The 12,578-nt window shown below is 68.4% G+C and carries 10 protein-coding genes; all 10 read left to right on the plus strand.

Annotated features, from left to right (window positions below):
• Window positions 1-26: 26 nt before the first annotated feature.
• The 10 genes from DAI17_RS16120 to DAI17_RS16165 all read left to right on the plus strand — a co-directional run bounded on the left by DAI17_RS16120 (window position 27) and on the right by DAI17_RS16165 (window position 12,570).
• A complete protein-coding gene (locus DAI17_RS16120) occupies window positions 27-1,784 on the plus strand; it encodes an ABC transporter substrate-binding protein (protein WP_107774237.1) in 1,758 nt (585 codons plus the stop codon).
• A 150-nt stretch (window positions 1,785-1,934) separates the two neighbouring features.
• Window positions 1,935-2,939, plus strand: coding sequence for an ABC transporter permease (locus DAI17_RS16125; protein ID WP_107774238.1), 1,005 nt, complete (start codon window positions 1,935-1,937; stop codon window positions 2,937-2,939).
• Window positions 2,936-4,039 carry an ABC transporter ATP-binding protein gene (locus DAI17_RS16130; protein WP_107774239.1) on the plus strand — a complete coding sequence of 368 codons (1,104 nt, stop codon included), beginning with the start codon at window positions 2,936-2,938 and terminating at the stop codon, window positions 4,037-4,039. Before DAI17_RS16125 ends, DAI17_RS16130 begins: the two co-directional genes overlap by 4 nt.
• A complete protein-coding gene (locus DAI17_RS16135; protein ID WP_325049879.1) occupies window positions 4,036-5,358 on the plus strand; it encodes a dipeptide ABC transporter ATP-binding protein in 1,323 nt (440 codons plus the stop codon). Before DAI17_RS16130 ends, DAI17_RS16135 begins: the two co-directional genes overlap by 4 nt.
• Window positions 5,359-5,499: 141 nt before the next feature.
• On the plus strand, window positions 5,500-7,161 hold the full coding sequence (locus DAI17_RS16140; RefSeq protein WP_107774425.1) for a peptide ABC transporter substrate-binding protein: 1,662 nt from the start codon (window positions 5,500-5,502) through the stop codon (window positions 7,159-7,161).
• Between the two features lie 105 nt (window positions 7,162-7,266).
• The gene (locus DAI17_RS16145; protein WP_107774240.1) at window positions 7,267-8,193 is read left to right on the plus strand and encodes an ABC transporter permease; all 927 of its coding nucleotides are present in this window, start codon (window positions 7,267-7,269) and stop codon (window positions 8,191-8,193) included.
• Window positions 8,186-9,109, plus strand: coding sequence for an ABC transporter permease (locus tag DAI17_RS16150; protein ID WP_107774241.1), 924 nt, complete (start codon window positions 8,186-8,188; stop codon window positions 9,107-9,109). The genes DAI17_RS16145 and DAI17_RS16150 overlap by 8 nt, the downstream gene beginning before the upstream one ends.
• 13 nt (window positions 9,110-9,122) lie before the next feature.
• Window positions 9,123-10,151 (plus strand): ABC transporter ATP-binding protein, encoded by a 1,029-nt coding sequence (locus DAI17_RS16155; protein WP_107774242.1) that lies wholly within the window; start codon window positions 9,123-9,125, stop codon window positions 10,149-10,151.
• On the plus strand, window positions 10,144-11,166 hold the full coding sequence (locus DAI17_RS16160; RefSeq protein WP_107774243.1) for an ABC transporter ATP-binding protein: 1,023 nt from the start codon (window positions 10,144-10,146) through the stop codon (window positions 11,164-11,166). The genes DAI17_RS16155 and DAI17_RS16160 overlap by 8 nt, the downstream gene beginning before the upstream one ends.
• A gap of 57 nt (window positions 11,167-11,223) precedes the next feature.
• On the plus strand, window positions 11,224-12,570 hold the full coding sequence (locus DAI17_RS16165; protein ID WP_199905165.1) for a replication-associated recombination protein A: 1,347 nt from the start codon (window positions 11,224-11,226) through the stop codon (window positions 12,568-12,570).
• Window positions 12,571-12,578 lie beyond the last annotated feature (8 nt).

The raw sequence follows: 12,578 nt of genomic DNA on the forward strand, positions 1-12,578 counted from the left end.
ATCAAGAGATAAGAAAGGCTGGATGCATGAAGCGGAACAAGCCGCTCGCGCTCGTGGCCGGTGCCGCCCTCCTCACCCTTGCTGCCTGTGGCGGCGGGGGCTCGGAGAGCGAGTCCTCCGGCTCGGGCAGTGACCGAGAGTTCGGTGCGCAGGAAGGCGGGAGCAAGGACGCTGAGCGTCAGGGCCCCGCCGAGGAGATCGAGGGCGCCGCCGCCGGCGGGACCGTCACGGTCTACCTCCCCGGCGACCCCGGCCCCAACTCGCTGGACCCGACCGACGGCTGGTCCGTCACCGGCAACTCGATCCAGCAGGCGCTGACCCACCGCTCGCTCACGCAGTACGTGCGTGACGAGGAGGGCCAGCCGCTCCTGGTCCCCGACCTGGCGACCGACCTGGGCACGCCCAACGAGGACTTCACCGAGTGGACCTTCACGATCCGCGACGACGCCAAGTGGGAGGACGGCAAGCCCGTCACCGCCGAGGAGGTCGCGTGGGGCATCGAGCGCTCGCTGGACTCCGACACCTTCCCGTCCGGTCCCGGCACGGAGTACTCCAAGCACTACTTCCTGGGCGGTGAGGACTACAAGGGTCCTTACACCGACAAGGGCAAGAAGTCCGAGGCGATCTCCGTCGACGGCCAGGACGTCACCATCAAGATGGAGACGCCCTTCCCGGACATGGACTACTGGGGCGCCTTCATGGCGATGGGCCCGGCTCCGCTCGGCAACGCCTCCAAGCCGCCGAACTACGGCCAGGACCCGCTGTCCAACGGTCCCTACATGATCGAGGACTTCCAGCCCAACCAGGAGCTCACCCTCGTCAAGAACGAGCAGTGGGACCCCGCGTCCGACCCGGGCCGGCACCAGTACGTCGACAAGTGGGTCTTCAAGTTCAACCAGGACCAGGCCAAGGTCGACCAGATCATGCTGTCGGACAACACCGACTCGCAGACCGCGATCTCGACCTCGCTGGGCTCGGACAAGTACACCGAGGCCAACGAGGCCCTGGGTGAGCGTCTCGTGCAGCAGACGTCGCAGTGTGTCTCCACGCTGACGCCTGACTACACCAAGATCACCGACATCAACGTCCGCAAGGCCCTCGCGTACGCCTACCCGTACGAGGACATGTGGTTCGCGACGGGCGAGGTTCCCGGCGTCACCCGCATCCCGGCCAACTCCGTCATGCCCCCCGGCATGGCCGGCAAGAAGGACTTCCAGGTCGACGGTGAGCAGATCACCTACAACCCGGAGAAGGCCAAGGAGCTGCTCGCCGAGGCTGGCGAGGAGGGCTACCAGATCACGATGGTCTACTACGAGGTCGACCCGCTGGCCGTCGCCGGTCAGAAGCAGCTGACCAAGGGCTTCGAGGAGGCCGGCTTCAAGGTCAAGGCCATCCCGGTCCAGGTCTCGCCGTACGACATCTGGCTCGACCCCGACAACAAGACGAACAAGCAGCTCAACCTGCGTGGCGTCAACTGGTGCTCGGACTGGCCCGCCGGCTCGACCATGATCCCGCCGCTCCTCAAGACCGACGCTGTCTACAACACCGCCGGTTTCTCGGAGCCCGCGATCGACGAGAAGATGGACGAGATCGCCACCATGCCTCTCGAGGAGCAGGCTGAGGCCTGGGGCGAGCTGGACGAGGAGATCATGACGGACTACTTCCCGATCATCCCGACCGCGTTCCGCAACGACCTCTTCGTGTTCGGTTCCAAGATCGGCAACCCGTCGGGTGACGGCGCCCTGGGCGCCCCGAACTACAAGGACGTCTACGTGATGCAGTGAGCCCCGCGCTCGCTCATCACCAGATGAACCCTGTGTAGTCGCACGACAGGATTCACAGCAGCAATAGCACCAACTGACGGGTGGGGGTCCCAGACCGGGGCCCCCACTCGGCAGCCCGCACAACTTCCATCACCCCCGGAGAGGTTGCGAATGTTCGCGTATCTCGTCAAGCGGTTGATCTCAGGAGCGCTCGTCGTCACCCTGGTCTCGATCGCGATCTTCCTGCTGTTCTGGTTCGGACCCTCGAGCCCGGCCCAGACCATCTGCGACCGCGAGACCAGCAACCGCTGCGGTGACCGCATCGAGATCTACGAGAAGACCCTCGGCTACAACAACCCCGTCCACGAGGAGTACCTCAAGTGGGCCAAGGGCGTGTTCGTCGGCCGTGACATCCAGATCGCGTCGACCACGTACGAGTGCGACGCCCCCTGCCTCGGCGTCTCCTACCTGACCAAGCAGTCGGTCTCGGAGGAGCTCGCCTCGCGCCTGCCCGCCACCATCTCGGTGGCCGTCGGCGGCGCCTTCCTCTACCTGCTCTTCGGCATCCCGATCGGCGTCGCCGCGGCGCGACGACGAGGGACGGTCGCGGACAAGGCGCTCGTCTCGAGCTTCCTGTTCCTCAGCTCCATCCCCTACTACCTCTTCGCGCTGCTGACGTGGCTCTACCTCACGGTGCTGTGGGAGGCGCCGTTCGTCAGCGACACGGGTTACTTCCCGATCACGGAGAACCCGGCGAAGTGGTTCGGCGGGATGTTCCTGGCCTGGGTGGCCCTGGGCATCTTCGGCTGTACGCAGTACACGCGTTACACGCGTGGCGCGATGGTCGAGGCCCTGAGCGAGGACTACATCCGTACGGCGCGCGCCAAGGGCCTGCGCGAGGGCACCGTGGTCTACAAGCACGGACTCCGGGCGGCGCTGGTGCCGGTCGTGACGATCTTCGGTATCGACTTCGGCATCCTGCTCGCGGGCACCATCTTCACCGAACGTATCTTCGACATCGACGGCATCGGCTTCTGGAGCCTCCAGGCGGTCCAGCAGAAGGACCTGCCGGTGGTGGCTGCCACCGCGCTCTTCAGTGCCGTGCTCCTGATCATCTCCAACCTGATCGTCGACGTGATCTACAGCGTCCTCGACCCGAGGGTGAGGCTCTCGTGACCACCACTCCCGCGCAGACGCGCGCCACCGAGGCGACGTACGCCGAGGGCGAGGGCCCGATCCTCGCCGTCGAGGACCTGTCGGTGACCTTCCCGACCCAGGACGGACCGGTGACGGCCGTCAAGGGCCTCAGCTACACCGTCGAGATGGGCAAGACCCTCGGCATCGTGGGGGAGTCCGGCTCGGGCAAGTCCGTCTCCAGCCTCGCCGTGCTCGGCCTCCACGACGCCAAGTCCAGCAAGATCACCGGTTCCATCCGCGTGGCCGGCACCGAGGTCGTGGGCCTGTCCGAGAGCCGGATGCGAAAGCTCCGCGGCAACGCGATGTCGATGATCTTCCAGGACGCCCTCGCGGCGCTGCACCCGTTCTACAAGATCGGCGACCAGCTCTCCGAGGCCTACCTCGTGCACCACCCCAGCGCCTCCAAGCGCGACGCGCGCCGCAAGGCCGTGGAGATGCTCGACCGCGTCGGGATCCCTCAGCCCGACCGCCGCGTGGACGACTTCCCGCACCAGTTCTCCGGCGGCATGCGGCAGCGCGCCATGATCGCGATGGGCCTCGTCAACGACCCGTCGCTGCTGATCGCCGACGAGCCGACCACCGCCCTGGACGTGACCGTCCAGGCGCAGATCCTCGACCTGCTCCAGGACCTGCAGCGGGAGTTCAACTCCGCGGTCATCATCATCACCCACGACCTCGGCGTCATCGCCGAGATGGCCGACGACGTGCTGGTGATGTACGCCGGCCGCGCGGTCGAGTACGGCACCGCCAAGCAGATCCTCACGACTCCCGAGATGCCCTACACCTGGGGCCTGCTCTCCAGCATCCCGGACGTGACGGCCAGCACGGACGCCCGGTTGATCCCCATCCCGGGCAACCCGCCGAGCCTGCTCTCCCCGCCGTCCGGCTGCTCGTTCCACCCCCGCTGCGCCCACACCGACAAGGTGCCCGGCGACCTGTGCTCCACCCAGCTGCCGGACCTGACCCCGGCCTCGGGCGTCGACCACGTGAAGCGCTGCCACCTTGCCGACCCCGAGATGATCTACCGGACCGAGATCCTCCCGGAGATCGCCCCCGACCTGGTCGAGGAGAACCGATGACCCAGGACCCCAACGTCGAGGCCCAGGTGGCGCCCACCGAGGTGGGCGCCAACGCCGCCGAGGCTGGCGACCGTGCCGTGATGACCGAGCCGCACGACGCCTACAGCGACCACGAGGTCATCACGCCGCACGCCGTGGACGGCCACGTCGCCAGCAGGCTCGACCCCGACGCGCCGGCCGTGCTCGAGGTCGAGGACCTCAAGATGTACTTCCCGGTGAAGTCGTCGGGCCTGGTGCGCCGGACCATCGGTCACGTGCAGGCGGTGGACGGGATCTCCTTCCAGGTGCCCAAGGGCGGCTCGCTCGGCCTGGTGGGGGAGTCGGGTTGCGGCAAGTCCACGACCGGACGCCTCATCACGCGGCTCTACCAGCCCACCGGCGGCTCGATGATGTTCGAGGGCCAGGACCTCGCCAAGCTCTCCAACCGCGAGATGAAGCCGCTGCGCCGCGACGTGCAGATGATCTTCCAGGACCCCTACACCTCGCTCAACCCGCGGCACACCGTGGGCGCGATCGTCGGTGCCCCGCTCGCGGTCCACGGCGTGGTGCCGAAGAACAAGATCCTGTCCCGCGTCCAGGAGCTCCTCGAGGTCGTCGGCCTCAACCCCGAGCACTACAACCGCTACCCCAACGAGTTCTCCGGCGGGCAGCGCCAGCGCATCGGCATCGCCCGCGCCCTCACGCTCAACCCCAAGCTGCTCGTGGCCGACGAGCCGGTCTCGGCGCTCGACGTGTCGATCCAGGCGCAGGTCATCAACCTCCTGCAGGACCTGCAGAAGGAATTCGACATCGCGTTCCTGTTCATCGCCCACGACCTCGCGGTCGTGCGTCACTTCTGCCCCGAGGTGGCGGTGATGTACCTCGGCAAGATCGTGGAGATCGCGGACCGCGAGACGCTCTACTCCAAGCCCTACCACCCCTACACGCAGGCGCTCCTGTCCGCGGTGCCGGACGTCAAGCAGGCCGCCATCGGTGGCCGGCGTGAGCGCATCCGGCTCGAGGGCGACGTGCCCAGCCCGATCAACCCGCCGTCCGGCTGCCGTTTCCGCACCCGGTGCTCGCTGGCGCAAGAGATCTGCGCGAAGGTCGAGCCTCCGCTGCTCCAGATCGGTCCGCGGCACAAGGTGGCGTGCCACTTCGCCGGGGAGCTGGGCCAGCACCCCGTCGCGCCGGTGACCGCCGGGCTGCTCGGCGTGGACGATCACGGCAGCCCGACCTCCTCCGGTCCGGCCGCCACGCCGCTCACGAGCGGTCCGGGGTACGAGAAGGAGTGGTTCGACGTGAAGAGCCGCCAGATGACCTCGGGGGCCGCTGGCTGAGCAAGAGACCTGTCGACCGCACGCCGCCGTCGCGTGGCCGGATCGTTACTCCGGCGTGATCGCCGGTGTGTGATGCGTCACATACTCTCCAAGTGAGGTTCACCCTCTCGGGGTCCGCCCACTCACGCAAGGAGATGGATGATGCGACGCGTCCGAAGGTCCCTCACTCTGGCTTCCGCCCTCCTCGTCGCCTCGGCTGCGCTCGCGGCGTGCGGCGGGGACGACGACGACGGGGGAGGCGGCCAGTCCGAGAGCGGCGAGCAGACGGGCGGCGAGATCACGGTCCGCGGCTGCAACCCCGAGAACCCGCTGGTCCCGGGCAACACGGCGGAGACCTGCGGTGGCAACGTCCTGGACGTGACAACGGCCAAGCTGATCAAGTACGCCACCGAGGACGCGGCGCCGCAGAACGACATCGCGGAGTCCATCGAGACCGAGGACAACCAGAACTTCACGGTCACCCTCAAGGACGACTACATGTTCTCCGACGGCACCCAGGTGACCGCGTCCAGCTTCGTCGACGCGTGGAACTACAACGCCTACGGCCCCAACGGCTACCAGTCCAGCTACTTCTTCGCACCGATCGCCGGGTACGCCGACCTGCAGTGCACGGGTGACGGTGAGGACCCGTGCGCCGGCCAGGGCAGCCAGCCCAAGGCCGAGGAGATGAGTGGACTCGAGGTCGTCGACGACCTGACCTTCACCATCCAGACGACGGAGCAGGTGTCCAACCTCCCTGTCCGGCTGGGCTACACGGCGTTCGCGCCCTACCCGGAGTCCTTCTTCGAGGACCCGGAGGCGTTCGGCACCATGCCGGTCTCGGCCGGCCCCTACATGGTCGAGGAGTTCACCCAGAACGAGCAGATCGTCGTGACCAAGAACCCGGAGTACTCCGGGGAGTTCCCGGGCAACCTCGACCGGATCACGTTCCGCGTCTACAACGACGCGTCGGCGGCGTACGCCGACGTGGTGGCCGGCAACCTGGACGTGACCGACGACATCCCGGTCAACGTGCTCCAGGACGACATCTGGCTCTCCGACCTGCAGGACCGGGGCACCGAGCGCGAACAGGGTGTGATCTCGACCATGGGCATGGACCCGACCGTCGACAAGCGCCTCGACGACCCCGCCCTGCGCACGGCCATCTCGATGGCGATCGACCGGGAGACGATCACGGAGCAGATCTTCGCCGGTGCCGCGGCGCCGGCCGACGGGTGGGTCTCCCCGGTCGTCGACGGCTACGTCGAGGGACAGTGCGGTGACAACTGCACCTACGACCCCGAGGCCGCGAAGGCCATGTGGGAGGAGGCGGGCGGCATCCAGGGTGGGCTGACGCTGACCTACAACGCCGACAGCGACCACGGTCCCTGGACCGAGGCGGTGTGCAACTCGATCCGTCAGGCACTCGACGTGGAGTGCAACCCGCGTCCCGTGGTCGACTTCGCCACCTTCCTGACCCAGCTCGGGGACAAGGAGATCGACGGCCTGTTCCGCCAGGGCTGGCAGATGGACTACCCGTCGATCGAGAACTTCCTGGTCCCGCTCTACTCCAAGGGGGCGTCCTCGAACTACTACAGCTTCGACAACGCGGACTTCGAGCGACTCAACCGGGAGGCCGCGGCGGCTCCGTCGGTCGAAGAGGCCAACCTGCTCTACCAGGAGGCCGAGCGGCTGCTGGCCGAGGACATGCGCATCATCCCGCTGTGGTTCACCACGGGCCAGGTGGGGTGGTCCGACCGGGTCAGCGGGGTCGAGCTCAATGCCTTCGGTGTCCCCGACTACGCCGCCATCAGCCTGAACTGACTCCGGAGGGGGCGGCCACCCCGGTGACCGCCCCCAGCGAGCAGCCACTCCCGGCCCGGCCCGCGGCACGTGGGTCCGGGGACCGTCACAGGGTCCGGAGGACAAGTGTTCAAGTTCACGGTGCGGCGCCTGCTGCAGATGATCCCGGTGATCATCGGCGCCACGTTCCTCATCTACTGGATGGTCTTCTCCCTGCCGGGTGACCCCACCGCGGGCAAGTGCGGCGACCGACCGTGCCCGGACGCCTACGTTGCGCAGTTCGAGGAGGAGTACAACCTCAACGACCCGTTGCTGGTGCAGTACGGCAAGTACATGGCCGGCGTCGTCCAGGGTGACTTCGGGGAGAGCTACTACGGGGTGCCGGTCAGCGAGGAGCTCTCCGAGCGCTTCGTGGTGACAGCCAAGCTCGGACTCATGGCGCTTGGGATCGAGGCCGTCATCGGCATCCTGGCGGGCGTGCTGGCGGCCCTGAAGAAGGGAGGGTTCATCGACAACGTGGTGCTGGTGAGCACGTTGGCGGTGATCGCGCTGCCTCTCTTCGTCACCGCCTCGGTGCTGCAGCTCTACCTCGGTATCAGGTGGGAGCTGTTCCCCGTGACGGTCGGCTCGGACACCTCCTTCTACGCCCTCCTGCTGCCTGCCTTCGTGCTGGCATCCGTGTCGCTGGCCTACCTGGCGCGGCTGATGCGCACGAACCTGTCGGAGAACCTCGGCTCCGACTACGTACGCACCGCGCGCGCCAAGGGTCTGCCGCAGTCCCGGGTGGTGGGGGTGCACACGCTGCGGAACTCGCTGATCCCGGTGGTCACCTTCCTCGGCTACGACCTCGGGGCCCTGATGGGTGGGACCATCGTCATCGAGGGCATCTTCAACATCCCGGGGGTGGGCAACTACATCTACCGCGCCATCAACGACCGCGACGGCGTCGTGGTGGTGGGCGCCGTGACCGCGCTGATCCTGGTGTACCTTTTCGCCAATCTCGTCGTCGACCTCCTCTACGGACTGCTGGACCCGAGGATCTCCCATGACTGACGACCTCAAGGCATTCGAGGTCGTGGACGAGAGGAAGGGGTCCTCCAGGTCCGAGGGCGTTCGCTCCCTGCGCGCCGACGCGTGGCACGACCTGCGCCGCAACCCACTCTTCTGGATCTCCGCCGCGCTGATCGTGTTGTTCGTCGTAATGGCGATCGCGCCGGGACTGTTCACCAACACCTCCCCCCGCGAGACGGTGTTGTCCGAGGCACGCACCCCGCCGAGCAGCGAGAACTGGTTCGGTCGCGACGTCCAGGGCTACGACCTCTACGCGCGCTGCATCTACGGCGCACGGGCTTCGATCCTGGTCGGGGTCTTCGCTGCGGCAGGCACCGCGATCATCGGCACGATCTTCGGCCTCCTGGCCGGCTATGCCTCGGGCGCGACCGACGCGGTCGTCGGCCGGGTCGCCGAGATCTTCTTCGCCCTGCCGCTGATCCTCGGCGCCGTTGTCATCCTGACCGCCCTGCCGCCCTCGGACGAGTACTTCGTCATCGTGTTCAAGGTGGTGCTCGTGTTCTGGATCCTCGGCTGGCCCACCATCTTCCGGCTGATGCGCTCGTCGGTGATGCAGGTCCGGCCGAACGACTACGTCCAGGCTGCCCGCGCGCTCGGTGGCTCACCCTGGCGCATCGTGACCTCCCACATCCTGCCCAACGCGATCGCCCCGGTGATCGTCGTGTCGACCATCAACCTGGGGGTCTACATCTCTGCCGAGGCAACGCTCTCCTTCCTCGGCATCGGCCTCCAGCCGCCGACCATCTCGTGGGGGGTGATGATCTCGGACGCCCTCGTGGCCATGCGCTCGGCACCGCACGTGCTGCTGTTCCCGGCGGCGTTCCTGAGCCTGGCCGTGCTCGCCTTCATCATGCTCGGCGACGCCGTGCGTGACGCCTTCGACCCGAAGTCACGCTGAGGAGGAGAAGACCGTGAGCGACTCGTCCCCCCTCCAGCTGTCCGACCGCCCCCCGGAGGCCGAGGGTCACCTGTTGCAGGTCGAGGACCTGCACGTCGACTTCCACACCCGCGACGGTGTCGCGCACGCGATCAACGGGGTCGACCTGCACCTCGACGCGGGCGAGACCCTTGCCGTCCTCGGGGAGTCGGGGTCCGGCAAGTCCGTCACCGCCCAGGCGATCATGGGCATCCTCGACATGCCGCCCGCCGCCATCCCGACGGGGCGGATCCTCTTCCGCGGCCAAGACCTGCTGACCATGCCGGACGAGGAGCGCCGAGCGGTTCGCGGACCGGGCATCGCCATGATCTTCCAGGACGCGCTGTCCTCGCTGAACCCGGTGTTCCCCGTCGGGTGGCAGATCGGTGAGATGTTCCGGGTGCACCGCGGCCTCAACCGGTCCGACGCCCGATCGGCAGCGGTCCGGCTGATGGAACGGGTCAACATCCCCGCCGCGAAGCAGCGCGTCAACGCCTATCCGCACCAGTTCTCCGGGGGCATGCGGCAGCGCATCATGATCGCGATGGCGATCGCCCTCGAGCCCTCGATCCTGATCGCCGACGAGCCGACGACGGCCCTCGACGTCACCGTCCAGGCTCAGGTCATGGACCTGCTCGGGCAGCTCCGCGAGGAGTCCGGCATGAGCCTGATCCTCATCACGCACGACCTCGGCGTCGTCGCCGACATCGCGGACCGGATCGCGGTCATGTACGCCGGATCTATCGTCGAGAGCGCCGGTGTGCACGACCTGTACCGCCGCCCCGGGCACCCCTACACGGAGGGCCTTCTGCAGTCGATCCCGCGCCTGGACATGAAGGGGGAGGAGCTCTTCGCCATCAAGGGGCTGCCCCCCAACCTCCTGCGGATGCCGGAGGGCTGCCCGTTCCACCCCCGCTGCCACCGGGTGCGCGACGTCTGCCGGGTCGACGAGCCGGCGCTGCGCGAGGTGCGCCCCGGTCGGAGGAGCAAGTGCCACTTCGCGGAGGAGGTGCTGGATGAGTGAGGTGATCCTGCGGGCGGAGGGACTCAAGAAGTACTACCCGATCCGCAGTGGCGTGCTGCGTCGTACGGTCGGGCACGTCAGGGCGGTCGACGGGGTCTCGTTCGAGCTCCGCGCCGGTGAGACGCTGGGCGTGGTCGGCGAGTCGGGGTGCGGGAAGTCCAGCCTGGGCCGGTTGCTCATGCGCCTCGAGGAGCCGACCGAGGGCGTGCTGCACTTCGACGGCGTCAACGTCTACGAGCAGAACCGTCGCGACATGCGCCGGATCCGCCGCGACATCCAGATCGTCTTCCAGGACCCCTACACCTCGCTCAACCCGCGCAAGACGGTCGCCGACATCATCGGCGAGCCGTTCGAGATCCATCCCGACGCCGTGCCCAAGGGCGGGCGGAGCGCACGGGTCCGGGAGCTGATGGAGATGGTCGGGCTCAGCCCCGAGCACGTGAACCGCTACCCCCACCAGTTCTCCGGCGGCCAGCGCCAGCGCATCGGCATCGCCCGGGGCATCGCGCTGAACCCCAAGGTCCTGGTGTGCGACGAGCCGGTCTCGGCGCTCGACGTCTCGGTCCAGGCGCAGGTCATCAACGTGATGGACAAGCTTCAGGACGAGCTGGGCCTCGCCTACGTCTTCATCGCCCACGACCTGTCGGTGGTGCGGCACATCTCCGACCGCGTCGCGGTGATGTACCTCGGCAAGATCGTGGAGGTCGGCACCGACGAGGAGATCTACGAGCGGCCGACCCACCCCTACACGCAGGCGCTGCTCTCGGCAGTCCCGGTGCCGGACCCGAGCCTGCGCGGCAGCCGCGGCCAGATCAAGCTCGAGGGGGACGTACCTTCGCCGGCCGACCCGCCGCCCGGCTGCAACTTCCACACCCGGTGCTGGCTGGCCCAGTCGATCTGCTCCAGGGACGAGCCCGAGCTCATCGAGCGGCCGGACCTCAGCGGCACCCACCCGTCGGCCTGCCACTTCGTGGAGGAGTCGATGATGACCTCGACCCGCACGCACACCGAATAATGGCAGCCGCGGGAGGGGACGCCGGACGGCGCTCGGGGACGGATTAGTGTCTCGGGGGTGGAGGGACTCTTCGACGTACCCGGTGCCGGCGGCCCCGCCCCGGGCACGGGTTCGCTCTCGGCGAACACGCACGCCTCCGCACCGCTGGCGGTGCGGATGCGCCCGCGCACCCTGGACGAGCTGGTCGGCCAGTCGCAGCTGCGAGCGCCCGGCTCGCCGCTGCGGCAGCTGATCGAGGGCGACAGGTCGATGTCGCTGCTGCTCTGGGGCCCGCCCGGCACCGGGAAGACCACGATCGCCTCGATCGTCAGCCAGCAGACGCAGCGTCGCTTCGTCGAGGTCTCGGCGGTCGCGGCCGGGGTCAAGGAGGTGCGGGCGGCCATCGACGCGGCGCGCTCCGAGCTGGCTCGGGGCGGCCAGGAGACGGTGCTGTTCGTCGACGAGGTGCACCGCTTCACCAAGGCCCAGCAGGACGCGCTGCTCCCCGGGGTGGAGAACCGGTGGGTCACGCTCGTGGCGGCCACCACGGAGAACCCCTTCTTCTCCGTCATCTCACCGCTGCTCTCGCGCAGCCTGCTGCTGCGCCTCGAGTCCCTCACCGACGACGACATCGTGGCCGTCGTCGACCACGCCCTGGCGGACGAGCGCGGGCTGGACGGCGCCTACACGCTCGACGACGACGCCCGGGACCACCTCGTGCGGCTCGCCGGCGGTGACGCGCGCCGCGTGCTGACCTACCTCGAGGCGGCCGCCGGCGCCGCGGCGGGGACGCACATCGACCTGCCGACCGCCGAGACCGCGGTCGACCAGGCCGCGGTGCGCTACGACCGGCAGGGCGACCAGCACTACGACGTCATCAGTGCCTTCATCAAGTCGATCCGGGGCTCCGACGCGGACGCCGCCCTGCACTACCTCGCCCGGATGATGGAGGCGGGGGAGGACCCCCGCTTCATCGCCCGACGGCTCGTCATCTCGGCCAGCGAGGACATCGGCCTGGCCGACCCCACGGCGCTGACCACCGCCGTCGCCGCCGCCCAGGCCGTGCAGCTCATCGGCATGCCGGAGGCGCGGCTCAACCTCGCGCAGGCCACGATCGCGCTCGCCGTGGCGCCCAAGTCCAACGCGGTCACCGTGGCGGTGGACGCGGCGAGCGCCGACGTACGGGCGGGGAAGATCGGCCAGGTCCCGCCGCACCTGAGGGACGCGCACTACTCCGGGGCCAAGAAGATCGGCCACGGCTCGACGTACGTCTATCCCCACGACGAGCCCTTCGGCCTCGCGGAGCAGCAGTACGCCCCGGACGTCGTCCAGGACGCCCGCTACTACCGCCCCACCGCGCTGGGCGCGGAGGCCGCGGTCAAGGAGCGGTGGGAGCGCATCCGGCGGCTCGTGCGCGGACGATAGGGTCGGCG

This window comes from Nocardioides sediminis, from assembly GCF_003047295.1.
Lineage (GTDB): Bacteria > Actinomycetota > Actinomycetes > Propionibacteriales > Nocardioidaceae > Nocardioides > Nocardioides sediminis.

What these genes read in the sequence shown, in the direction of transcription:
- DAI17_RS16140 (WP_107774425.1), top strand. Translation starts at nt 5,500, where the DNA reads ATGCGACGCGTCCGAAGGTCCCTCACTCTGGCTTCCGCCCTCCTCGTC.
- DAI17_RS16125 (WP_107774238.1), top strand. Translation starts at nt 1,935, where the DNA reads ATGTTCGCGTATCTCGTCAAGCGGTTGATCTCAGGAGCGCTCGTCGTC.
- DAI17_RS16120 (WP_107774237.1), top strand. Translation starts at nt 27, where the DNA reads ATGAAGCGGAACAAGCCGCTCGCGCTCGTGGCCGGTGCCGCCCTCCTC.
- DAI17_RS16135 (WP_325049879.1), top strand. Translation starts at nt 4,036, where the DNA reads ATGACCCAGGACCCCAACGTCGAGGCCCAGGTGGCGCCCACCGAGGTG.
- DAI17_RS16150 (WP_107774241.1), top strand. Translation starts at nt 8,186, where the DNA reads ATGACTGACGACCTCAAGGCATTCGAGGTCGTGGACGAGAGGAAGGGG.
- DAI17_RS16160 (WP_107774243.1), top strand. Translation starts at nt 10,144, where the DNA reads ATGAGTGAGGTGATCCTGCGGGCGGAGGGACTCAAGAAGTACTACCCG.